At 70.8% G+C, this 22,263-nt stretch carries 14 protein-coding genes; 6 read left to right on the top strand and 8 right to left on the bottom strand.

The features are described 5' to 3' along the window. Nucleotides 1-307 precede the first annotated feature (307 nt). The 3 genes from ABT294_RS28860 to ABT294_RS28870 form a co-directional block, all read right to left on the bottom strand. Nucleotides 308-2,314 (bottom strand): carbohydrate-binding protein, encoded by a 2,007-nt coding sequence (locus ABT294_RS28860; protein WP_350809422.1) that lies wholly within the window; start codon nucleotides 2,312-2,314, stop codon nucleotides 308-310. 273 nt (nucleotides 2,315-2,587) lie between these two features. Then, nucleotides 2,588-5,326, bottom strand: a complete 2,739-nt coding sequence (gene acnA, locus ABT294_RS28865) for an aconitate hydratase AcnA (RefSeq protein ID WP_350809423.1) — start codon at nucleotides 5,324-5,326, stop codon at nucleotides 2,588-2,590. A 143-nt stretch (nucleotides 5,327-5,469) separates the two neighbouring features. After that, a complete protein-coding gene (locus ABT294_RS28870) occupies nucleotides 5,470-6,198 on the bottom strand; it encodes a metal-dependent hydrolase (protein WP_350809424.1) in 729 nt (242 codons plus the stop codon). 852 nt (nucleotides 6,199-7,050) lie between these two features. On the opposite strand from ABT294_RS28870, the gene ABT294_RS28875 reads away from it, so the two are divergent. The 4 genes from ABT294_RS28875 to ABT294_RS28890 all read left to right on the top strand — a co-directional run bounded on the left by ABT294_RS28875 (nucleotide 7,051) and on the right by ABT294_RS28890 (nucleotide 12,933). Further along, nucleotides 7,051-7,764: a PadR family transcriptional regulator gene (locus ABT294_RS28875; RefSeq protein ID WP_350809425.1), complete on the top strand. Its 714-nt coding sequence runs from the start codon at nucleotides 7,051-7,053 to the stop codon at nucleotides 7,762-7,764. Between the two features lie 55 nt (nucleotides 7,765-7,819). Continuing rightward, complete coding sequence (locus ABT294_RS28880; RefSeq protein WP_350809426.1) at nucleotides 7,820-8,341, top strand: DUF1707 SHOCT-like domain-containing protein; 522 nt, start codon at nucleotides 7,820-7,822, stop codon at nucleotides 8,339-8,341. Between the two features lie 515 nt (nucleotides 8,342-8,856). Then, nucleotides 8,857-10,806, top strand: a complete 1,950-nt coding sequence (locus tag ABT294_RS28885; RefSeq protein WP_350809427.1) for a glycoside hydrolase family 71 protein — start codon at nucleotides 8,857-8,859, stop codon at nucleotides 10,804-10,806. Between the two features lie 240 nt (nucleotides 10,807-11,046). Then, nucleotides 11,047-12,933, top strand: a complete 1,887-nt coding sequence (locus tag ABT294_RS28890) for a CASTOR/POLLUX-related putative ion channel (RefSeq protein ID WP_350809428.1) — start codon at nucleotides 11,047-11,049, stop codon at nucleotides 12,931-12,933. 15 nt (nucleotides 12,934-12,948) lie between these two features. On the opposite strand, the gene ABT294_RS28895 is transcribed toward ABT294_RS28890, so the two are convergent. Beyond that, nucleotides 12,949-13,812 (bottom strand): SDR family oxidoreductase, encoded by an 864-nt coding sequence (locus tag ABT294_RS28895; RefSeq protein WP_350809429.1) that lies wholly within the window; start codon nucleotides 13,810-13,812, stop codon nucleotides 12,949-12,951. A gap of 123 nt (nucleotides 13,813-13,935) precedes the next feature. Between ABT294_RS28895 and ABT294_RS28900 the strand changes: the two genes are divergently transcribed. Continuing rightward, nucleotides 13,936-14,577, top strand: a complete 642-nt coding sequence (locus tag ABT294_RS28900) for a TetR/AcrR family transcriptional regulator (protein WP_350809430.1) — start codon at nucleotides 13,936-13,938, stop codon at nucleotides 14,575-14,577. Between the two features lie 14 nt (nucleotides 14,578-14,591). Here ABT294_RS28900 and ABT294_RS28905 read toward each other — a convergent pair whose 3' ends face one another. The 4 genes from ABT294_RS28905 to ABT294_RS28920 form a co-directional block, all read right to left on the bottom strand. Further along, nucleotides 14,592-15,989 (bottom strand): sugar porter family MFS transporter, encoded by a 1,398-nt coding sequence (locus ABT294_RS28905; protein WP_350809431.1) that lies wholly within the window; start codon nucleotides 15,987-15,989, stop codon nucleotides 14,592-14,594. Between the two features lie 71 nt (nucleotides 15,990-16,060). Beyond that, nucleotides 16,061-18,532 (bottom strand): polynucleotide kinase-phosphatase, encoded by a 2,472-nt coding sequence (locus ABT294_RS28910; RefSeq protein ID WP_350809432.1) that lies wholly within the window; start codon nucleotides 18,530-18,532, stop codon nucleotides 16,061-16,063. Further along, a complete protein-coding gene (locus tag ABT294_RS28915; RefSeq protein WP_350809433.1) occupies nucleotides 18,525-20,099 on the bottom strand; it encodes a 3' terminal RNA ribose 2'-O-methyltransferase Hen1 in 1,575 nt (524 codons plus the stop codon). Before ABT294_RS28915 ends, ABT294_RS28910 begins: the two co-directional genes overlap by 8 nt. A gap of 99 nt (nucleotides 20,100-20,198) precedes the next feature. Further along, nucleotides 20,199-21,113, bottom strand: coding sequence for an LLM class F420-dependent oxidoreductase (locus ABT294_RS28920; RefSeq protein WP_350809434.1), 915 nt, complete (start codon nucleotides 21,111-21,113; stop codon nucleotides 20,199-20,201). A 119-nt stretch (nucleotides 21,114-21,232) separates the two neighbouring features. Between ABT294_RS28920 and ABT294_RS28925 the strand changes: the two genes are divergently transcribed. After that, nucleotides 21,233-22,219, top strand: a complete 987-nt coding sequence (locus tag ABT294_RS28925) for a glycoside hydrolase family 18 protein (RefSeq protein ID WP_350809435.1) — start codon at nucleotides 21,233-21,235, stop codon at nucleotides 22,217-22,219. The last annotated feature ends 44 nt before the right edge of the window (nucleotides 22,220-22,263 follow it).

A 22,263-nucleotide genomic window follows, 5' to 3' on the forward strand; every position in this document is an offset into this window, starting at 1 on the left:
GTACCATTCCTTTCGGAATGCGGCCCTCAGCCGCGGCTGACCCATCGGCCGAAATGGTCCATTGGACGATCCAGCCCGACGGTATAGATGCTTACACTTGCCGCAAGCCTCCCCACGGTGCCACGCCGGGATGAAGTTCCCAGCAGGGGAAAGGACCGGTGAAAAAGCGTTAACCATCGAACCTGGGAGGACTTCTCCGAAATATCGCCCCGATGAGAAGAATGTCGGAAAAGTGTCCCGGCACCGAAAACAAGCCCGCCCTGACACCAAGACAGACCTCGGGTCAGGGCGGGCTCACGGAAGAAGGTCAGCCGGTGTACTGGGCGATGATCCTGGTGTAGTCGTACGGCTGCTGGGAGACGCCGCTGCACGCGTTGAGGTCCCCGCCCGAGCCGCACGCGCGGTCGCGGTTGAGCTCCCAGAACGTGAGCCTGGCGATGTGGTGCTGCTGCGCGTAACCGAGCATGGTCTGGAAGTCCGCCAGCGAGACCGTCTCGTCCGCCTCATCCGTCTTGCCGTTCATGGACGACAGGCCCAGGTGCGCGTACGTGACGCTGTCGCTGTACCCGTACGCGGCCTTCACCTTGGCCTTGAGCCCCTCCATGGCGCTGACCGTGGCCGAGCCCATGGAGCCCGAGTGGCCACCGAAGTCGAACGGCATGATGGTCCAGATGTCGTTCTGCAGTCCGGACGCGGCGCCTCGGTTGATCATGTCCACGCCCGTCGCGTCGGGCCCCGTCGGGGTGGTGCCGAAGGTGATGACGGTCTTGAGGCCGGGGTTGTCGGCCTTGACGGTCTTGAGCGCGTCGATGACCCGCTGCCTGACCGTGGCGCTGGCCCATTCGGTGTTCTCGATGTCGATGTCCAGGGCCTTGAGGTGGTAGGCGGAGACGACCTTCTGGTAGGCGGCCGCCAGGGCCGAGGCCGACGTGCACTTCTCACCCAGCTTGGTGCCGCTCCAGCCGCCCACCGAGACGATCACGTCGCCGCCGTTGGCGCGGATGGCGTTGATGGTGGCCTCGTCGGAGCCGCCGGTGAGGGCGCGGGTGCCGTCCCACTTGGGGGTGCAGGTGCCGTCCGAGAGGATGAACGCCAGCGTGAACCACTTCACGCCCGTCGCGCTCATCACGCCCGCGGGCGAGCCCGCGCTGCCCCACCCCCCGTACTTGTACGGCGCGACCGCCATGCCCGGCCCGGTCGGCGCGGGCTGGGCGGTGCCGGTGACCTGGGCGCTGGCCGGCGAGAGGTTGCCGGCCGCGTCGACGACGACGATCGTGTACGTGTGGCTGCTGGCGGCGGCGAGCCCGCCGACGGTCGCGCTGGTGCCCGAGGGGCCGGCGACGACCGTGCCGCCCTCGCGCACCTGGTAGCCGGTCACGCCGGTGTCGTCGGTCGAGGCGTCCCAGGCCAGCGAGATGCTGCTGCTGGTGGTCGCGGTCACCCGCGGGTTGCCTGGCGCGGTGGGCGGCCGGGTGTCGGGAGCGGTGACGGTGAGCCTGTCGAGGTTGGGGCCGCCGGTGGCTCCGGTCGCGGTGGCTCTGACCGTGTTGACGCCCGCGGCGAGCGTGGCGGGCACCTGGACGGTGGCCCAGGTGTCCCAGGTGGCGGTGGGCTGGAACGCGGTGTTCGCGGCGATCACGGCGCCGTTGACCGCGATGTCCAGTGGCCTGTTGCCGGTGGTGCCGTTGGCGTACCTGAAGACCAGCACCGCGGGGCCGCCCTGGCTCTGGACGCTCCACTCGACGTAGCCGCCCGCCGTGTTCACGTAGTCGACGAACCCGGTGCCGGTGTAGCCGGTGTGGTTCGTGGCGACGGCGGCCTGGCTGAGCGTCGCGTCCTCGGCCTGGTAGTCGTCGCCGGCCTCGGTGACGGTCACGTCCAGGTAGTCGACGTTGGGGCCGCCGTTGGCGGTGGTCGCGGTGACCTTGACGGTGTTGGGCCCGGCCTGGAGCGCGACGGTCAGGGTGGCGGTGGCCCAGGTGTCCCAGCTGCCGGTGCCGTCGAAGTCGCGGTGGGTGGTCACGCCGTTGACGGCGAGGTCCATCGGACGGTTGACGGTGGTCCCGTTGGCGTAACGCAGCGCCAGCGTGGCGGTCCCGGCCCGCGGGGCGTTGACCGTCCACTGGAGCGAGCTGCCGGTGACGTTGTCGTAGTTGACGAAGCCGGCGCCCGAGTAGCCGGTGTGGTTGGACTCGACCACGCCCTGGCTGATGGCGGCGTTCTCGGCCTCGTACCGGCTGCTGTCCGCGGACGCCGGCACGGCGCCTGCGATCAGCAGGGCGAGGGCGGCGAGAAGGGGGGTGATCCTGCGCACGGGCTCTTGCCTTTCCGCCAGGCAGAGCCGCCCCGATCGGCGCGCCGGGCACGCTGGGAGTTCAGTTGTTAGGAAGGCTTACTAACAAATAGGTGGTTGTCAAGAGCAGAGAGCCGCCCGGCGGTGGATGTCCCGCCGGACGGCTCTCTGGTGGTTCGGGTGGTCCCCCGATGTCGGCGCGTGAGGATCGCGCCCTCCCGGCCGCGTACGCGACCGGGCCCCCGCCGCCGCCGCGCGGCTGATGGCCTGGCGGCGGCGCGGGAAGCTGTGGCCTCAGCTCTTGGCGAGCAGCGAACGAAGAACGTACTGCATGATGCCGCCGTGCCGGTAGTAGTCGGCCTCGCCGGGCGTGTCGATGCGGACGACCGCGTCGAACTCCACGTCACCGGCCTTGACGTGCACCGTCTGCGGGATCACGCCCTTGTTGAGCTCTTCGACCCCGGTGATGTCGAACGTCTCCTCGCCGGTCAGCCCCAGCGACTCGGCCGTGGCCCCGTCGGGGAACTGCAGCGGCAGCACGCCCATGCCGATCAGGTTCGAGCGGTGGATGCGCTCGTACGACTCGGCGATGGCGGCGCGGACGCCGAGCAGCGCCGTGCCCTTGGCCGCCCAGTCACGCGACGAGCCGGAGCCGTACTCCTTGCCCGCCAGCACCACCAGCGGCGTGCCCGCCGCGGCGTAGTTGACCGAGGCGTCGTAGATGAACGACACGGGCGCGTCGGGCTGGGTGAAGTCGCGGGTGTAGCCGCCCTCGGTGCCCGGCGCGATCTGGTTGCGCAGGCGGATGTTGGCGAACGTGCCCCGGATCATCACCTCGTGGTTGCCGCGGCGCGAGCCGTACGAGTTGAAGTCCTTCACCTCGACGCCGTTGGCCTGCAGGTACTGCGCGGCGGGCGTGCCGACCTTGATGGACCCGGCGGGCGAGATGTGGTCGGTGGTGACGGAGTCGCCGACCTTGACCAGCACGCGGGCGCCGGAGATGTCGGACACGGGCTCCGGCGTCGACGGCATGCCGTCGAAGTACGGGGCCTTGCGGACGTAGGTGGAGGCCGGGTCCCACTCGAAGGTGTCGCCCGTCGGGATCGGCAGCGACCGCCAGTGGTCGTCGCCCTTGAACACGTCGGCGTAGTCACGCTCGAACATGTCGCGCCCGATCGAGGAGTTGACCACGGCCGCGACCTCCTCGGGCGACGGCCAGATGTCACGCAGGAACACCGGCTGACCGTCGGCGCCCACGCCGAGCGGCTCGGTGTCGAGGTCGAGGTCCATGGTGCCGGCGAGCGCGTACGCCACCACGAGCGGCGGGGACGCCAGGTAGTTCATCTTGACGTCGGGATTGATCCGGCCCTCGAAGTTGCGGTTGCCGGACAGCACGGCGGTGACCGCGAGGTCGTTGGCCTGCACGGCCTCGGAGATCTCGGCGGGCAGCGGCCCGGAGTTGCCGATGCAGGTGGTGCAGCCGTAACCGACGAGGTTGAAGCCGATCTTGTCGAGGTACGGCTGGAGGCCGGAGCGCTCGAAGTACCCGGTGACGACCTGCGAGCCGGGGGCCAGCGACGTCTTCACCCACGGCTTGCGGGTCAGGCCCTTCTCCACCGCGTTGCGCGCCAGCAGGGCCGCGCCGAGCATGACGTACGGGTTGGAGGTGTTGGTGCACGAGGTGATCGCGGCGATCGAGACGATGCCGTGGTCGATCTCGAAGGACGTGCCGTCGGCCAGGGTGACCGGCACCGGCTTGTGCGGACGGTCGCCGTTGGCCCTGGCGTTGGAGGCGGGCGCGTCGGAGGCCGGGAAACTCTCCTCGCTGGCCTCGTCGACGCCGTCGTCCTCGGAGACGTAGACGCGCACGTCGCGGCGCCAGGTGTCCTTGGCCGCCGACAGCGCGATGCGGTCCTGCGGGCGCTTCGGCCCGGCGATGGACGGGACCACGGTGCCGAGGTCGAGCTCGATGTACTCGGAGAAGACCGGCTCGGGCGCGGACGGGTCGAGCCAGAGGCCCTGGGCCTTGGCGTACGCCTCGACGAGCGCGATCTGCTCCTCGGAGCGGCCCGTCAGGCGCAGGTAGTCGACGGTCTGGCCGTCGATCGGGAAGATGGCGCAGGTGGAGCCGAACTCGGGGCTCATGTTGCCGATCGTGGCCCGGTCGGCCAGCGGCACGGAGGTGACGCCCTCACCGAAGAACTCGACGAACTTGCCGACCACGCCGTGCTTGCGCAGGATCTCGGTGATGGTCAGCACCAGGTCGGTGGCGGTGGCCCCGGCGGGCAGCTTGCCGCTCAACTTGAAGCCGACCACGCGCGGGATCAGCATGGAGATCGGCTGGCCGAGCATCGCGGCCTCGGCCTCGATGCCTCCGACGCCCCAGCCGAGCACGCCGATGCCGTTCTCCATGGTGGTGTGGGAGTCGGTGCCGACGCAGGTGTCGGGGTAGGCCTTGCCGTCGCGGACCATCACGACGCGGGCCAGGTGCTCGATGTTCACCTGGTGGACGATGCCGGTGCCGGGCGGGACGACCTTGAACTCGTCGAAGGCGGTCTGGCCCCAGCGCAGGAACTGGTAGCGCTCGCGGTTGCGCTCGTACTCGCGCTCGACGTTGCGCTGGAAGGCGTCGGGGTGGCCGAAGTAGTCGACGATGACCGAGTGGTCGATGACCATCTCGGCGGGGGCCAGCGGGTTGATGCGCGCAGGGTCGCCGCCCAGGTCGCGGACGGCCTCGCGCATCGTGGCCAGGTCGACCACGCACGGGACACCGGTGAAGTCCTGCATGATCACGCGGGCGGGGGTGAACTGGATCTCCACGCTCGGCGCCGCCTTCGGGTCCCACTCACCCAGGGCCCGGATGTGGTCGGCGGTGATGTTGGCGCCGTCCTCGGTACGGAGGAGGTTCTCCAGCAGGATCTTCAGGCTGTACGGGAGGCGAGCTGCGCCCTCGACGGCATCCAGCCGGAAGATCTCATATGACGCGTCGCCGACGCGTAGCGTGTCACGGCTGCCGAAGCTGTTCGCGGACACGGTGATTCGCCTCCTCGATAGACAATTCTCAGTTGAATCCTGCCGCACCTCGGGACCGCACCGTACGTTAGGTGACCCTTACCCCGCAGGTTGCAGCGGATGTCTCGACGTCAAGATATCCCGCCAAGTATCTCGACATCAAGTTAACCGGGGACCAGCCGCCAGAACAGCAGCCCGACGATGGCGACGGAGAGCACGGGGGCCAGGATCTTCTGCTCGAACTTCTTGCCGGTCTTGATGCCGATCTTCCACGGCAGCACGAACTTGACCGACAGCGGCCAGAGCACGGGGCAGCCCCGCTCGGTCATGCAGTCGCCCACCACGTGGATCAGGCAGCCGACCGCCACGGCCAACCCTAACCAGGCGTAACCCACCGAAAGCGAGAGGAACACCGCGTAGAGCCCGGCGGTCAGCCCGATGTTGATCGCCGCCGAGCCCAGCTTGTTGCCCGGGATGCCGATGCCGATCGCGCGTAACGCCAGCCCGATGAGCAGGACGACCATGATGTCGCGTCCGATGGGATAGGTGTTGGCCAGCCAGTGCGCGCCGAACCCCATGGCGGCGGCGAACACCAGCGAGTGGGTGGCGCCCCTGTGCCCGCCGCTCACCCAGGCCACCGCCTTGCTCAGCGCCCAGGTGACGGGACCGAAGGTGTGCGCGATCGTCGCGCTCGGATGGTCGAGGTCGGGCAGCATGGCCGCACCCGCGCAGACGAGCGCCCCGGCGATGAACTCGGCCGGGGTGAGCGCGTTGACCATGATGCCGGTCTCCATGAAACGGCTCGACTCGGTGATCAACGGTAAGGCGGCGAGCCCCGGCGCCAGCCCCAGCCAGGCGATGGCCCCCGTCATCGCGTGCGTGTGCCCCATCATGATCCGGACTGTACGGCAAAGCGCCGCCCTGCGCGCCGACTCCCACCCCCCTTTACGCCCCCAGGACTCCGGCCGCTCCTGCCTCCTTCACGATCGCCCAGCCCTTCGCCCGCCCCTCACGATCGCCCGGCCTTCACCCGCCCCTCACGCCTCACGATCGCCCTGCCTCTCGCCTGCCTATCCGCCGGGCCCCGCCTCGCGCGCCTTCACGATCGCCTGACCCCTGTCTGCCACGCGGAGCTTGGCGAAGGCGAAGGCCCTGGACACCGGTCGGGCCGACGTCAGGGCCTTCGCCGCGGCCGACAGGCCGACCTGCGTGGGGCGGTGACCCAGCAGGCGACCCGGTCGGCGGTGGTGGCGGTGGCGGCGTCGGTGGCGGCGTCGGTGGCGGGGCTCGACTCGAGGAGGAATTCTGCGAGCCGCAGCACGCTGCCCGCCGGCAGCACGGTGGCGGCGCCCCAGCGGGCCGCACCGGCGAAGGTCCCGGATTGTGCGGCGGGAGTTGTCCGAGCGCCCGAGGCAGCCGTCCCGAACGCCCCGGGAGCCTGCGGCCGCCGTCCGGAGCCGCCAGGCGTCCCGAACCCTCGGAACCTGGGGCCGCCCCCCGGAGGCCTGACCGCGGGGAATTTGGCGGGAAACGCAGACGAGGTCGTCTCCGCGGCGACAGCACCCCCCAGCCCTGCCGACGCGAAACGACCTCGTCTGCTCTAGATAACGAGCCCCTCCCCGATCCTGTTCCCGGATTCCGCAACTTTTTCGTGATCTGGCTCACTCTCTCCTTTACCTTGCCAACGACATACTATCGATATATCTTTGAAGCATCGAGAACAGTCTTAGAAGAAGGAGTCCATCATGACTTCCGCACAAGCAGCAGGAGGGCAGTGGCCCGACCCGCGCGAGATCAAGCGAGCCGCCCGCGAGGCGTTCCGCACCGTGGCCGAAGCCTGGGAGCAGGCCGGCCACCACCATCGTCACCACGACCACCGCGGCGGCCCGCACGAGGGCAGGCAGCGCGGCCGCAGAGGGCCGGGCCCGTTCGACTTCGGCCGCGGGCCCTGGGGTGGCGGGCCGTTCGGCGGAGGCCGCGGCTGGGGCGGCAGGGGCCGCAAGGCCAAGCGGGGCGACGTCCGCGCCGCGATCCTGGCGCTGCTGTCCGAGCAGCCGCGCAACGGCTACCAGATCATCCAGGAGATCGCCGAGCGCAGCGAGGGCGGCTGGAAGCCCAGCCCCGGAGCCGTCTACCCGGCGCTCCAGCAACTCACCGACGAGGGCCTGGTCATCTCGGAGGAGACCGACGGGCGCAAGTCCTTCCATCTCACCGACGAGGGCCGCGCCTACATCGACGCGCACGCGGACGAGGTGCGCGCCCCCTGGGACGAGATGCGTCCCGACATCGACGACAACACCGCGGACCTCTGGGACATCGGCCGGCAGTCGGCGTTCGCGATGATGCAGATTCTGCAGACCGGGAGCGACGCACAAATCCGCGAAGCGCGTAAGACTCTTGTTGAGACCCGGCGCAAGCTGTACCAGATCCTGGCCGACGGCGACCCGGGCGAGGAGTGACCGTATGACCGGCTCCGCACCGGATGGCCGGTTCGGGGAGAGCGAGGAACCAGCCATGGACCCCAACGATCTCCGCATCGGCGACGCCGAACGGGAGCAGACGATGGCCGACCTGCGCGAGCACTTCGCGCAGGGACGCCTGACCCACGAGGAGCTGGACCAGCGCCTGGACCAGGCGCTGGCCGCCCGTACGGCCCGCGACCTCGCCCAGGTGACCGGGGACCTGCCCATGCAGGGGCGCGGCTACCCCGCGGCCGGGTATCACGAGGCGTACCCCCAGCAGGGCCCGCCGCAGGGCTTCGACATGGACGCCTTCCGTGAGTCGATGCGGGCGCAGCGGCAGCAGATGCAGTCGATGCGCCACGCGCACAGGCAGGCGCGGCGCGCGTGGGCCCACGCGGGTCACCCGTGGCGGCACCGGCGCGGGCCCGGCCCGTTCCTGCCGATCCTGTTCGTGTTCCTGATCCTCGGGCTGATCTTCGGCGGGTTCGGGATCTTCAAGGTGCTGTTCGGGGTGTGGATCGTCGCCATGATCTTCGGGTTCATCCACCGCCACTCGCACCACCGCCGCACCTGATCCCTCCACTGCCGGGGCGGTCTCGTACGCGCTGACGCTCCAGGTGGTCACCGATCCCGCGCAGGAACTGGCGGCCTCCCGGCACTGGTGAGCCGAGCGCCGGGTTGCCGACGCGTTCCCGGCACCGAGGCGGCGCTGGACCTCCGCTTCGCCGACCCGCGGGTGGCCGAGACGGCCGCCCTCGGCCTGCCAACCGTGGTGATCGGGCACCCGTCGGAGCCGGGGCCGCTGGTGCCTGCGCCGCCCACCGCCCCCCTGTTTCCGCGAGGCGCGGCGGCGCGGCCTGCGCGATCGGGTCGCCTGGCCCTGGTGCGGGCCGTTCCCGGCAGCTCGCCCCGAGCCGAAACACGCCCAGCGCTTCACGCCCGAGGTGGGAGCGCTCGCCTGTACCCCGCACAGACCACCATTAACGCGATTCCTGGGATCTCTGTGGCAGGTGTTGTCTATGATCATCGCCGTTCTGGCGACATGTCAGGAAATATCCCTGTTTTCATAGACCTGCCTTTGGAGGCACTGTGCGAACTCGCTTACGCGCGATGACGCTGGCGATGATCACCCTGGTAGGAGCGGGCGGGGCGATCGCGCCGACCACCCCCGCCGTCGCGACCGTCCGCGACACCGCCGCCGCCAGCCCGGTCACCATCGAGGCGACCGACGACACCTACGCCAGCCAGGCCAGTCCGGCGAAGCCGCACGACACCCAGACCTGGCTGTCCGCCTGCGCGGCCACGTGCGACGGCGCGGCGGGGTCCGAGCGCCTCGCGTACGTCCGCTTCACGGTGAAGGACCTCCCCGCCAACGCCGCCAACGTCACGATGACGCTGAACCTGCGGCCCGCCAGGACCACCGACACCACCATCGAGGTCCGGCCCGTGACCGGAACCTGGACCGCGGCCGCGCTCACCTGGGACAACCGCCCCGCGACCGGCTCACCGCTGGCCACCCGCACGGGCCTGACCAGCGGCGAGACGGTGAAGCTGGACGTCTCGAGCGCCTTCGCCGGCAACGGCACGTACTCCTTCGCGATCACGTCCGCGAAGGGCGCCCAGGGCGTGCTGCACTCCTCGCGCGCCACGGCCGGCGAGGGGCCGACGCTGACGGTCGGCTACGACACGCAGACGGCCGCACCCGGCCCGCTGCCCTTCGACCTGCCCTCGACCTCGACGCTGCGCGCGTCGTCGCGCAAGGTCTTCGCGCACTACTTCACGCCGTATCCCGTCTCGCTGAACAACAAGGCCGGCGCCGACGACTACTACACGAAGAACTACCTCAACCCGGCGGGCGAGGGCGGCAAGCACGCGGCGTACGGCGGCCTGCTGAGAGACCGCCCGCTGCCGCGGGGCGTGCTGAGCGGCGACTGGCAGCTCGCGGACATGAAGACGGAGGTGCGGACCGCCGTCGCGGCCGGCCTCGACGGCTTCACCGTGGACGTGCTGTCGCTCAACAGCGCCAACTGGGACCGGCTCAAGGTGCTGGTCAAGGCCGCGGAGGCGGTGGACCCCGGCTTCAGGATCGTGCCGATGCCGGACATGACCTCGCTGTCGGCCGACGCCGCCACGCTGGCCGCCTCGATGGCCGAGCTCGCCGCCTCCAGGTCCGTCTACCGCCTGCCCGACAAGCGGCTGGTGATCTCGCCGTTCAAGGCGGAGAACAAGCCGGTCGCGTGGTGGCAGAGCTTCATCAAGATCATGAAGGACAAGTACGGCATCACGGTCGCCCTGGTTCCGGTGTTCCTGAACTTCTCCGCCAACGCCTCGGCCTTCGCGCCGATCAGCTACGGCTTCTCGAACTGGGGCAACCGCAGCCCGGCGCAGCAGAGCGGTATCGAGTCCAACATCGCCAAGGCGCACAGCCTGAACAAGATCTGGATGCAGCCGGTCTCGGTCCAGGACGAGCGTCCCAACCAGAGCATCTACGACGAGGCGAACAACACCGAGAACCTCCGCCTCACCTGGGCGAAGTCCATCTCCGGCGGCGCGGACTGGATCCAGCTGGCCACCTGGAACGACTTCTCCGAGGGGACCCAGTTCGTCCCGTCGGTGCACAACGGCCACGCCTACCTGGACATCTCGTCCTACTACCTGACCTGGTTGAAGACCGGCAAGGCGCCGGCGATCACCCGCGACACGCTCTATCTGACGCACCGCACGCAGAAGGTCGCCACCCGGCCGAGCTTGGGGACGCAGACCAGGTTCATGGCCCCGCGCTCGGCCACCAGCACCCCGCGCGACAAGGTCGAGGTGCTCTCCTTCCTCACCCGGGACGCGACGGTGAAGGCGACCATCGGCGGCGCCTCGCAGAGCTACGCTGCCAAGGCCGGAGTCCAGGCGCAGCTGTTCCCCCTGGCGTACGGGGTGAACAAGGCGTCGGTGGGGTCCGTCACGGTCTCCTCGCCGTGGGAGGTCAAGCAGGAGTTCTCCGTGCAGGACCTGCAGTACCACGCGGTGAGCAGCGGCCGGAGGTAACGCCAGAGGCCGAGCAACTCCCCCAGAGAGGGCACTTTCCCCGGTTTCGCCGGGGTACAGGGGCGATCGTCGCTATTGTTAGCGTCCGCGTGCCCCATTGCTCCCTTTGGTGACTCGGCTACCACTGCTTTCGCGGACGGAACCGCCCAGGGATCGGCACGCCAACGGCGTTCTGCCCGTCATGGGGGTGAGGGCGGAGCCGCCCGTCCCCATGCAGTGATCCACGGAGGCAGGAAGATCATGGCCACGCGGCGAGCACGTCTGCGTTACTGGTTCGACAACACCATGGCGAAAGGCACGCCGGCACTGATCGGCTGGCTCGCGCTGCTGTCCGCCGTGCTGGTCGTGGTCTTCGGCGTGCTCATCTTCACCCTCGCGCACGACGACCTGCCGGGGGACAAGACGTGGGGCGAGGCGTTGTGGGGCAGCCTCATGCGCGCGATGGACGCCGGCACCGTCGCGGGCGACAACGAGGCGGGCAGCCCGCTCTTCACGATCCTCGGGTTCGCCGTCACCATCGGCGGGCTGCTGATCGTCAGCTCGCTCGTCGGTGTGCTCACCACCGGCCTGGACAACAAGCTGCAGGACCTGCGCAAGGGCCGGTCGATGATCGTGGAGACGGGGCACACGGCGATCATCGGCTGGTCCGACCAGATCTTCACGATCATCCCTGAGCTGGTCGAGGCCAACGCGAGCGAGGCGCAGTCCTGCGTCGCGATCCTCGGCGACAAGGACAAGCTGGAGATGGAGGAGGAGCTGCGCGCGCGGCTGGGCGGCACCGGCAAGACCCGGATCGTCTGCCGCACCGGCAGCCCGACCGAGCCGACCGACCTCGACCTCATGAGCCTCGACACCGCGCGCTCGATCATCGTGCTGTCGCCGCCCGACGACGACCCGGACGCGCACGTCATCAAGACGCTGCTGGGCCTGAACAACCGGACCTGGCGCCGTCGCCGGCCGCCCATCATCGCCTCCGTCGTCGACTCGACCAACCTGGTGGCGGCCGAGCTGGCCGGAGGCAGCTACGCGCAGGTGGTCGACACGGACGACATCGCCTCCCGGCTCGTCGTGCAGTCCTGCCGCCAGTCGGGCCTGTCCGTGGTCTGCACGGACCTGCTGGACTTCGGCGGCGACGAGATCTACATGCGCCCGGAGCGCAAGTTGATCGGCTTCCCCTACGGCGAGGCGCTGATGGCGTACGAGACCGCGTCGCTCATCGGCCTGCGGCGCGGCGACGGGTCCGTGGTGCTGAACCCGCCGATGAACACCGAGATCGCGCAGGGCGACCACGTGATCGTGGTCGCGGAGGACGACTCGTCCATCAGGCTCGTGCGGAGCTTCCCGCCCGTCATGGAGGCCGCGATCACCCGCCCCGCCCGGCGTGCGACGCCTCCGGAGCGGACCCTCATCCTCGGCTGGAACAACCGCGCCACGAAGATCGTCGGGCAACTGGACCACTACGTGTCGCCGAACTCGGCCGTGCACGTGGCCGCCGCCTCCGTCGAGGACGGCGAGCACCTCGACCGGCTGAAGGTGGGCCTGCGCAACCTGGCCGTGAACGTCAAGGAGTGCGAGACCACCGACAGGATCACCTTGGAGTCGCTCGGCGTGGGCACGTTCGACCACATCATCGTCCTGGCCGACAATGCCCTCGACCCCCAGCACGCCGACTCGCGCACGCTGGTGACGCTGCTGCACCTGCGCGACATGGCGTCCCGGTCCGGCGAGCGGTACGCGATCGTCAGCGAGATGAACGACGACCGCAACCGCCGGCTGGCGCAGATCACCAAGGCCGACGACTTCGTCGTCAGCGACAAGCTGATCAGCCTCCTGATGACCCAGCTCTCGGAGAACCCGCACCTCGGGCAGGTGTTCCGGTGCCTGTTCGACCCCGAAGGGTCCGAGATCTACCTCAAGCCGGCGACGGACTACGTCCATCCGGGCTTGGAGGTCAGCTTCGCGACCGTGATCCACTCCGCGAGGCTGCGCGGCGAGACCGCCATCGGCTACCGCCTCCAGGCGGAGGCCGGCTCGCCTCCGGCGTACGGGGTGGTGCTCAATCCCGGCAAGTCCGACCCGGTGACGTTCACCCCTCGCGACCTGGTGGTCGTCCTCGCCGAGGACTGACCGGGGCGCGGGCCCTCACGAGCCGTACCCCTCGGGCGCCTCGGTGGCCTGCTCGGCGGCCCGGCTGGTCTCCTCCCACGCCGCCCAGGTCTCCATCCGCTGCCGCGAGACGTCGAAGGCCAGGTCGTACACGAGGCTGCCGAGCAGCAGCCGCAGCGGCGGCTCGGGGCTGTCCACGAGCTTCATGACCGCCTCCGCGGCCAGGTGCGGCATGCTGTCCACGGACCCCTCGGCGAAGCGCTTCTCCAGGTCGGCCCGGAGCGGCGCGTAGGCGTCGAGTGGGTCGGTGGTGGTCAGCCCGGTGGTGTACAGGTCGGTCCAGTACCCGCCGGGCTCGACGATGGTGAGCTTGACGCCGAAGGCCGCGGCCTCGGCGGCCAGGGCCTCGCTCATCCCTTCGAGGGCGAACTTGCTGGCGCTGTACATCCCGGTCAGGGGGAACCCGCCGAGCGCGCCGATGCTGGAGATCTGCACCAGGTGCCCGGATCGCTGGGCGCGCAGGTGGGGCAGCACCGCCTGGCTGACCCAGAGGGCGCCGAAGAAGTTGGTCTCCATCTGGGCGCGCGCCTGGGCCTCGGTGAACTCCTCGATCATGCCCATGGCGAGGAAGCCGGCGTTGTTGACGACGACGTCCAGGCGGCCGAAGTGCCGTACCGCCTCCTCGACGGTGGCGTGGACGGCCGCGCGGTCGGTGACGTCGAGGGGCAGGGTGAGCAGGCGGTCGCCGTGCTCCGCGGCGAGCGGCTCCAGGGAGGTGAGGGTGCGGGCCACGGCGACCACGCGGTCGCCGGCGCCGAGCGCGGCTTCGGTGAAGGCGCGGCCCAGGCCCCGGCTCGCTCCGGTGATGAACCAAACTCGGCCGGTCGGTGCGGTGGTCATGGGGGTTACTCCTTTGCTCGGACGAACCGAGACGGACCGTCTCGGCTCGCCACACTCTACGCACACCTCCAACGAGATTGCAAGACGGTCCGTCTCGTCTCACCTCTGTCGTATGCTGGCCCCATGACGACGCAGCGCAGAGCCCCCGACGCCGCCCGGCGCAGCCAGGCCACCCGCCGGGCCATCCTCACCGCCGCGCTGGACCTCGCCGGAGAGGTCGGATACGCCCGGCTGAGCATCGAGGGCATCGCCGCCAGGGCGGGGGCGGGCAAGCAGACGATCTACCGCTGGTGGCCGTCCAAGGGCGCGGTCCTGTTCGACGCGCTGCTGATGCTCTCCCAAGGGGACGGCACGGAAGGGGACGACGAACAGGCCGCCGAGCTGCCCGACACCGGCGACCTCGAAGCCGACCTGAAGACGGTGCTCCGCGCCACCGTCACCGAGCTGAACGACCCCCGCTACAGCGAGCCGATGCGCGCGCTCGCCGTCGAGACGCTCCTCGACCCGGCCCTCGCCGCCGACTTCGCCGAACGGCTCGACGAGCCCGTGAAGGAACTCAAGAAGCGCCGGCTCCGCAGCGCCCAGCGCGCCGGCCAGCTCTCCCCCGACGTGGACCTCGACGTGGCCATCGACCTGATCTGGGGGACGCTGCGCGGCCGCTGGCTGCACCGGGAGGGCCCGCTCACGGCCGCGTTCGCCGACACCGTGGTGGAGACCGCCCTCAACGGCCTGCGCCCGCGTCCCCCTGGTTCGCCTACAGCGTGACGACGCAGCGTCAGCTAGCCCATGTCCTCCAGCGGGCGGCCCTTGGTCTCCCTGACCCGCCTGGCGACGAAGACGAACGACAGCACGGCGAAGAACGCGTACATGGCGTACGTGAACGGCAGGTTCCACGCCGCCAGGGCGGGGAACGACACGGTGATCGCCCAGTTGGCGACCCACTGGGCGGCCGCGGCGACGCCCAGGGCGGCGGCACGGATCCGGTTCGGGAACATCTCGCCCAGCAGCACCCAGACGACCACGCCCCAGGACATGGCGAAGAACAGCACGAACACGTTGGCGGCGACCAGCGCGATCAGCCCCTGCGGTTCCGGCAGGCTCACGACGCCCAGCACCCGCCGGGCGGCGCTGAACGCCCAGGCCGCGGTGCCCAGCGAGATCGCCATCCCGGCGGACCCGATGAGCAGCAGCGGCCTGCGGCCGATCCGGTCGACCAGCGAGATCGCGATGAAGGTGCCGATGATGTTGATGACCGAGCTGGAGAAGCTGATCAGCAGCGAGGTGCTCTGGGTGACGCCGACCGACTGCCAGAGCACCGACGAGTAGTAGAAGATCACGTTGATGCCGACGAACTGCTGGAAGACCGACAGGGTGATGCCGACCCAGACGATCGGCAGCAGCCCGAAGGCCGGCCCCCGCAGATCCTTCATCGTCGGGACGCGCTCGGTCCTCAGCACGTGATGGATCTCGGCCACCCTGGCGTCCAGGTCGACGTCCGCGCCCTCGACCTCGGCCAGGACCCCGCGGGCCTCGGCGAGACGTCCGGACGCGATCAGATACCTGGGCGACTCGGGGATGGCCGAGGCGAACAGCAGGTAGAGCAGCGCGGGCACGACGCAGGCGCCGAGCATCCACTGCCAGGCCTGCACCACCCACACCACGTTGTTGACGTCCCCCCGGGCCAGCCGCACCAGGACGTAGTTGACCAGCTGCGACGCGGCGATGCCGAGCACGATCGCGAGCTGCTGGAACGACCCGAGCCTGCCCCGGTAGGCGGGCGGCGCGACCTCCGCGATGTAGGTCGGGCCGAGCACCGAGGCCATGCCGATCGCGATGCCGGCCAGGACCCGCCAGAAGGCCAGGTCCCAGAGGGCGAACGGCAGCATCTGCCCGATCGAGCTGACGGCGAACAGCACGGCCGCCGCCTGCATCGTCCTGGTACGTCCCCAGCGGTCGGCCAGCCCGCCTCCCACCCACGCGCCGACCGCGGAGCCGAGCAGCGCGATGGCCACCACCACACCGATCTCGACGGGGCCGACGTGGAAGTACCGCTGGATTCCGGTCACCGCGCCGTTGATCACGGAACTGTCGTAGCCGAACAGGAACCCGCCGATGGCGGCCGCTGCCGTGATGAAGACGACGTGCCCGAGGTTCTCCTGGTGGTGTTGAGTAGCCATCCGGGCCCCCTCCCTGGCTCGGGAAGTACCCCGGGTCCCCCGCGGTAGGCGCGCTTGGCGAACTTCGGCTGCTACAGGCGCGGGTCCACGGGCTCCGACTCCAGCGCCAGGACGGCGAACACCGGCTCGTGGACGCGCCAGCCCGCCTCGCCGTCGGCCAGCCGGGACAGCGCTTCCAGCCCCAGCGCGTACTCGCGCAGCGCCAGGGAGCGCTTCTTGCCGAGGAAGCGCCTGCGCAGCACGTCCAGCGACTCGGTGTAGTCCGGGCCGTAGATGATGCGCAGGTACTCCCTGCCGCGGACCTTGACGCCCGGCTGGACCCGGCCCGGCGTGTGGACGGCGGGCTTGACGACCATGCCCTCCCCTCCGGCGGCCGTGAGCGAGTCCCACCAGGCCACCGCCTCGGCGCGCGACCGCGGCGAGTCCAGGGAGACGAACACGTGCCTGGTCTGCGCGATGAGGGGCGAGTCGAGCAGGGCCAGCGTCGACAGGTGCCAGGCGTGCGGCTCCAGGGCCGTGGCCCGTCCTTCGCAGGCCAGGATCTGGAACGGCGCGAGCCGAATCCCGTCCAGGCCGTCGACCGGCCAGCAGTAACGCGCATACGCGTCGCGGAACAGGGCAGCGTTCTCGGTGCGGCGCCGGGCGCGGGTGAGCATCGTGCCCACATCCAGCCCTCGCCCGGCCGCCGCCTCAAGCGCGGCGACAGCGTCCGGCAGCGCCGCCCGCGCGGCGGCGCCGACACTGGCGTACTGGCTCCTGATCAGCTCACCCGCCTTCGCCGACCAGGGCAGCAGCTCGCAGTCGAGCACCACCCAGTCGGAGCCGAGCGCGTCCCACAGCGGCTCGCAGGCCGTGCGCAGCCCATCCACCAGCGGCGTCACGTCGTCGAAGAACGGGCGGCCGGTGCGGGTGTAGACCGCGCCCGCGCTGCCGTCGGTGACGCCGAACCGCGCCGCCGCCACCTCGGGCGTCCTGGCGAGGACGGCAACGGCCCGCGAGCCCATGTGCTTCTCCTCGCACACGACCTCGGCCACCCCGTGGGCGGCGAACTCCTCGAACGCCTCGTCCGGGTGCTCCAGGTAGCCGTCGAGGGACGACGTCTCCGGCGGCGCCATGGTCGGCGGCAGGTAGACCAGCCAGCGGGGGTCCACCGCGAACCTGCTCATGACCTCCAGCGCGGCGGCGGCGTTCTCCTCCATCACCTTGACGCGCGCCCCGAAACGGGTCTCGACGTGCCGGGTGCCCTGGACGTCGTTGATGTCCAGCATGGCCGGGTCGCGGACGGACCCGGCGAGCGGCTTGGCCGGCTCGTACCAGACCTTCTCGGCCGGGACCGAGACCAGCTCCCGCTCGGGGTAGCGCAGCGCGGTCAGCTCGCCGCCGAAGACGCAGCCCGTGTCGAGGCAGATCGTGTTGTTGACCCACTCGGGCGCGACCGTCGGCGTGTGCCCGTAGACGACCATCGCGCGACCCCGGTACTCCTCCGCCCACGGGTAGCGGACCGGCAGGCCGTACTCGTCGGTCTCGCCGGTCGTGTCGCCGTACAGGGCGAACGCGCGCACCCTGCCGGAGGCGCGGCCGTGGTAGGCCTCCTTGAGCCCGGCGTGCGCGACGACGAGCCCGCCGCCGTCGAGGCGGTAGTGGCTGAGCAGGCCGTCCATGAACGCGCGGGCCCGCTCGGTGAACTCGGGCGGCTCGGCCGCGAGCTGGTCCAGCGACTCCCGCAGGCCGTGCGCGACCGTGACCTTGCGCCCGTTGAGCGCCCTGACCAGCTTCTGCTCGTGGTTTCCGGCGACGCAGATCGCCGTGCCCGCCTCCACCATGCCCATGACCAGGCGCAGCACGCCCGGCGTGTCGGGGCCGCGGTCGACCAGGTCGCCGACGAACACGGCGGTGCGGCCCTCCGGATGCCGCGCGCCGGTGGCGGTGACCTCCCAGCCGAGCCGCTCCAGCAGCGACACCAGCTCGGAGCGGCAGCCGTGGACGTCGCCGATGACGTCGAACGGGCCGGTCAGCTCGCGCTTGTCGCTCCACGACTTCTCGTAGGTGACGGTGGCGTTCTCGATCTCGTCCAGGCCGCGCAGCACGTGGACCTTCCTGAACCCGTCGCGGGAGATCTTCCCCAGCGAGCGCCGCAGGTCCTTGCGCTGGCGGATCACCACCCCCGGCCCGAAGTCGCGGTCGGGACGGGCGGCGTTCCGCTCGATCGCGACCTCCTCGGGAGCGTCGAGGACGATCGCGTCGGCCATCACGTCATGCTTCCTGGCCAGGTCGATCAGGCTCTTGCGGGCGGGGTACTGGACGTTCGTCGCGTCCACGACCGTGAACAGGCCCCTGGCCAGCCGCACGCCGACGATGTGGTGCAGCAGGTCGAACGCGGCGGGCGTGGCCGACTGGTCGTTCTCGTCGTCGGCGACCAGCCCGCGGCAGAAGTCGGACGAGATCACCTGCGACGGCTTGAAGTGCCTGGCGGCGAACGTCGACTTCCCGCTGCCCGAGACGCCGACAAGCACCACCAGGGACAGCTCGGGCACGCTAATCACGGGTGAACACTCCCATCTGGGTGGGCGGGCCGACCTCGGGGTCGTCCTCGCCCACGGGCTTGACGGCGACGCGGTAGCCGTACCGCTCGGCCACCCGCGACGTCCAGGCGGCGAACTCGGCGCGGGTCCACTCAAAGCGGTGGTCGGGGTGGCGCAGGCCGGTCAGGAACTCGTAGCGGACGTTGTACTCGACGTTCGGCGTGGTGACCACGACGTGGGCCGGCCTGGCGTGCCCGAACACGACCCGCTCCAGCGCGGCCAGGCGCGGCGGGTCCACGTGCTCGATCACCTCCATCAGGACGGCGGCGTCGTAGCCGGCGAACCGCTTGTCGGTGTAGGTGAGCGCGCCCTGGAACAGGGTGAGCCTGGCGCGCTTGCTGTCGGGCATCCGGTCGAGTTTGAGCTTGCGGGCGGCGATGGTGAGGGCCATCGCCGAGACGTCCGCGCCGGCGACCCTGGCGAACCTCGGCCTGGCCAGCAGGGCGCCGACCAGCTCGCCCTGGCCGCAGCCCAGGTCGATCACGCTCGTCGCGCCGAGCTCCTCCAGCGTCCGCAGCACGGCCTCCCGCCGGCGCACGTTGAGCGCCTTCGGCACCACCCCCTCGGACGCGCCACCCGCCGCCTCCGCCACAGCCGCGGCACCGCCCATCTCGGCGTCGGCAGGGGTGGCCTCCTGCGGGTCGGCTTCGGTGGGGGTGACCTCCTGCGGGCCGGCTTCGGCGGCTGTGGACGTGGTGTCCTGCGACTCGGCCGCCAGGGCTTCGTCCGCGGCGGTTTCGCCGGGGGCCGGTTCCTCGGCGAGGGCGGGCTCCAGGTGCTCCTCGGTCTCGTCCCCCAGCTCCGCCAGCCTGGAGAGCGCGGTGCGGGCGAGCGCACGGCGGCGGCCGAGGTAGCGGCGCGCGATCAGGCCGCGCTCGGGGTGCTCGGCGAGCCACCCCTCCCCCGCCCTGATCAGCTTGTCGACCTCGTCGGGGGCGATCCAGTAGTGCTTGCCGTCGTCGAGGACGGGCAGCAGCACGTACAGGTGGTTGAGCGCGTCGGCCAGCCGGACGGTCCCGCTCAGCGCGAGCCGGACGTAGCGGGAATCGCCCCACTCGGGGAACCCCTCGTCGAGCGGGACGGTCTGCGCCGACACCTCCCACCCCAGCGGCTCGAACAGCCGCCGCGCCAGGTCGGGCCCGCCGCGGCAGGGCAGCGCGGGCAGCCGGATCTCCAGCGGCAGCGCGGTGCCGGGCAGCTCGGGCCGGGCCTTGCACCGTCCCGCCCGCGCGGTGCGGAAGACGTCCGCCAGGGCGACGGCCAGCAGTGACGAGGCCGCGTAGGGACGGTCGTTGACGTACTGCGACAGGCTGAAGTCGGGCGAGCCCTTGCCGCGCGACCTGACCAGCGCGATCGGGTCGACGTCCAGCAGCAGCGCCGCCGTGCAGCGGTCCTCGCCAGCCTCCGGGTAGAACACCGTGGCCGTGCCGAACGACTGGCCGAACTCCTGCACCCGGTCGGGATGCTTGTGCAGGAGGAAGCCCAGGTCGGTGGCGGGCCTGGCGGTGGTCGAGATCGTCAACAGCACGTTCCCAGCATGACGTAACCAGCCAAACCCGCGCCAACCGTTATGCCGATCACCCGTCAGCCGGTCGCGGAGAGCGCGGAGGGCGCTCCCCGCGGCGGGTCACACGTGCGGCAGGACCTCGGCCGCGATCAGCTCCACGTGCTCCAGGTCCGACAGGTCCAGCACCTGCAGGTAGAGGCGCTCGGCGCCCAGCTTCGCGAACTCGCCGATCTTCTCCAGAACCTCGGCAGGGGTCCCCGCCAGCCCGCCCTCCCTCAGGGACGCCACGTCCTGGCCGATCGCGGCGGCCCGCCGGTCGAGCTCGGCCTGGTCGCGTCCGACGCACACGGTCTGCGCCACCGACAGCACGAGCGTGCGGCCCGTCTCCTCGCACGCCTCCCGCATCCGGCCGAAGGCCGCGCCGGTCTCGGCGGGCGTCCGGAACGGCACGTTGTACTCGTCGGCGTAGGTGGCCGCCAGGCGCGGGGTGCGCTTGGCGCCGAAGCCGCCGATGATGATCGGCGGGTGCGGCCGCTGCACCGGCTTGGGCAGCGCGGGCGAGTCGACGAGCCGGTAGTAGCTCCCCTCGAACGCGTAGGGCTTCTCGGACGTCCAGAGCCCCTTGACGATCTCGAGCTGCTCCTCGAACCGGCCGAAGCGCTCCCTGGCCGGCGGGAACGGGATGCCGTACGCGGCGTGCTCGCCGTCGAACCAGCCGGTGCCCAGCCCCAGCTCGACCCGCCCGCCGCTCATCTGGTCCACCTGCGCGACGCTGATCGCCAGCGGGCCGGGCAGCCGGAAGGTGGCGGGGCTCACCAGTGTCCCCAGCCTGATGGTGGACGTCTCCCTGGCCAGCCCGGCCAGCGTGATCCACGCGTCGGTCGAGCCCACCCCCGGGTCGCCGGGGCCGATGCGCTGGTAATGGTCGGACCGGAAGAACGCGTCGAAGCCCAGCCGCTCCGCGGTCTGGGCGGCTCTGAGCAGGTCGTCGTACGCGTATCCCTGCTGGGGCTCGGTGAAGATCCGCAACTTCATGCCCACATTATCCGCACACAACGGACGTCATCCGGAGAATGCCCCCGCGACACCGCGAACGCTTGCTAACGTTCACCATCCAGCGCTCTCTGTAGCCGGAGTAACACGGAGGGTGTCCCATGTCGCGCCGGAAGAGGGAGCCAGGCACGCTCCCGCCTCCTGTCTCGTTCCTTGCCACGCTGACGCTGGCGGGGGCGACCGTGATGGCGATCTCGCTGCTGCCCGCGCGTGTCACCCAGGAGCGGCCCCCGTCGCCGTCGCCGGTGGTGCGACCTCCCGTCCCCGCCGTCCAGCAGGTGGTGCCCGACGGCCCCTCGGGGTTCGTCGGCTTCATCGACACCGCCCGCGCCCCCGGCTTCGACCTGCCCGCCGACTCGCGCCGCACGGGCGTGCGCTGGTACGCCCTCGGCCACCTGGTCGCGGGAGGCGACGGCTGCTCGCCAGTCTGGGCCAAGCCCGGCTCGACGGCCGACGGGATCGAGTTGCTGCGCGACATGGGCGGCGACGTGGGCCCGGTCCTCGGCGGTCCCGCCGGTCGGGAGCCGGCCGCCACCTGCACCAGGCCGGGCGCCCTGGTCACCGCCTACCGGAAGGTGGCCGACACGTTCCACGCGTCCTACCTGGAGATCGAGGTCCGCGACAGCGCCGACACCGCCACCGTGCTGCGCCGGGCGCGGGCGATCCACGTCCTGCAGCGGGAGCGGCGGCTGCGGGTGGGCTTCACGCTGCGGCTGCGTCCGTCCGGGCTGTCGGGCGGCGACATCGCCATGCTGCGCCTGACCCGTGAGGCCGGCGCGGACCTGGCCACCGTCAACCTGCTCGCCCCGATCGAGCCGCGGAGCGCGCCCGCCGGGCGGCTGCACCGGCTGGGCGAGGCGGTGCGGGCCGCGAGGAGCGAGGTGGGGCACGCGCTGGGGCTGACGGACGACGAGGCGTGGAAGCGGCTCGCGCTCACCGCCGTGCTGGCGAGACCGTCCGATCTGAGTGAGTCCGCCGCCCGGGAGCTGGTCGCCTACGCGGACCGTCACGAACTCGCCTGGCTGTCGCTGCGCGGCCCCGCTCCGCCGCCCGCCGTCGAACGTCTTCTGTGGCGTACCGCCGATTGACTTATAGGATTTTCGTACAACAGGGTCTTTGCCGGCGAGGGGAG

It is taken from the genome of Nonomuraea sp. NPDC000554 (assembly GCF_040300065.1).
In the GTDB taxonomy this organism is placed as follows: domain Bacteria; phylum Actinomycetota; class Actinomycetes; order Streptosporangiales; family Streptosporangiaceae; genus Nonomuraea.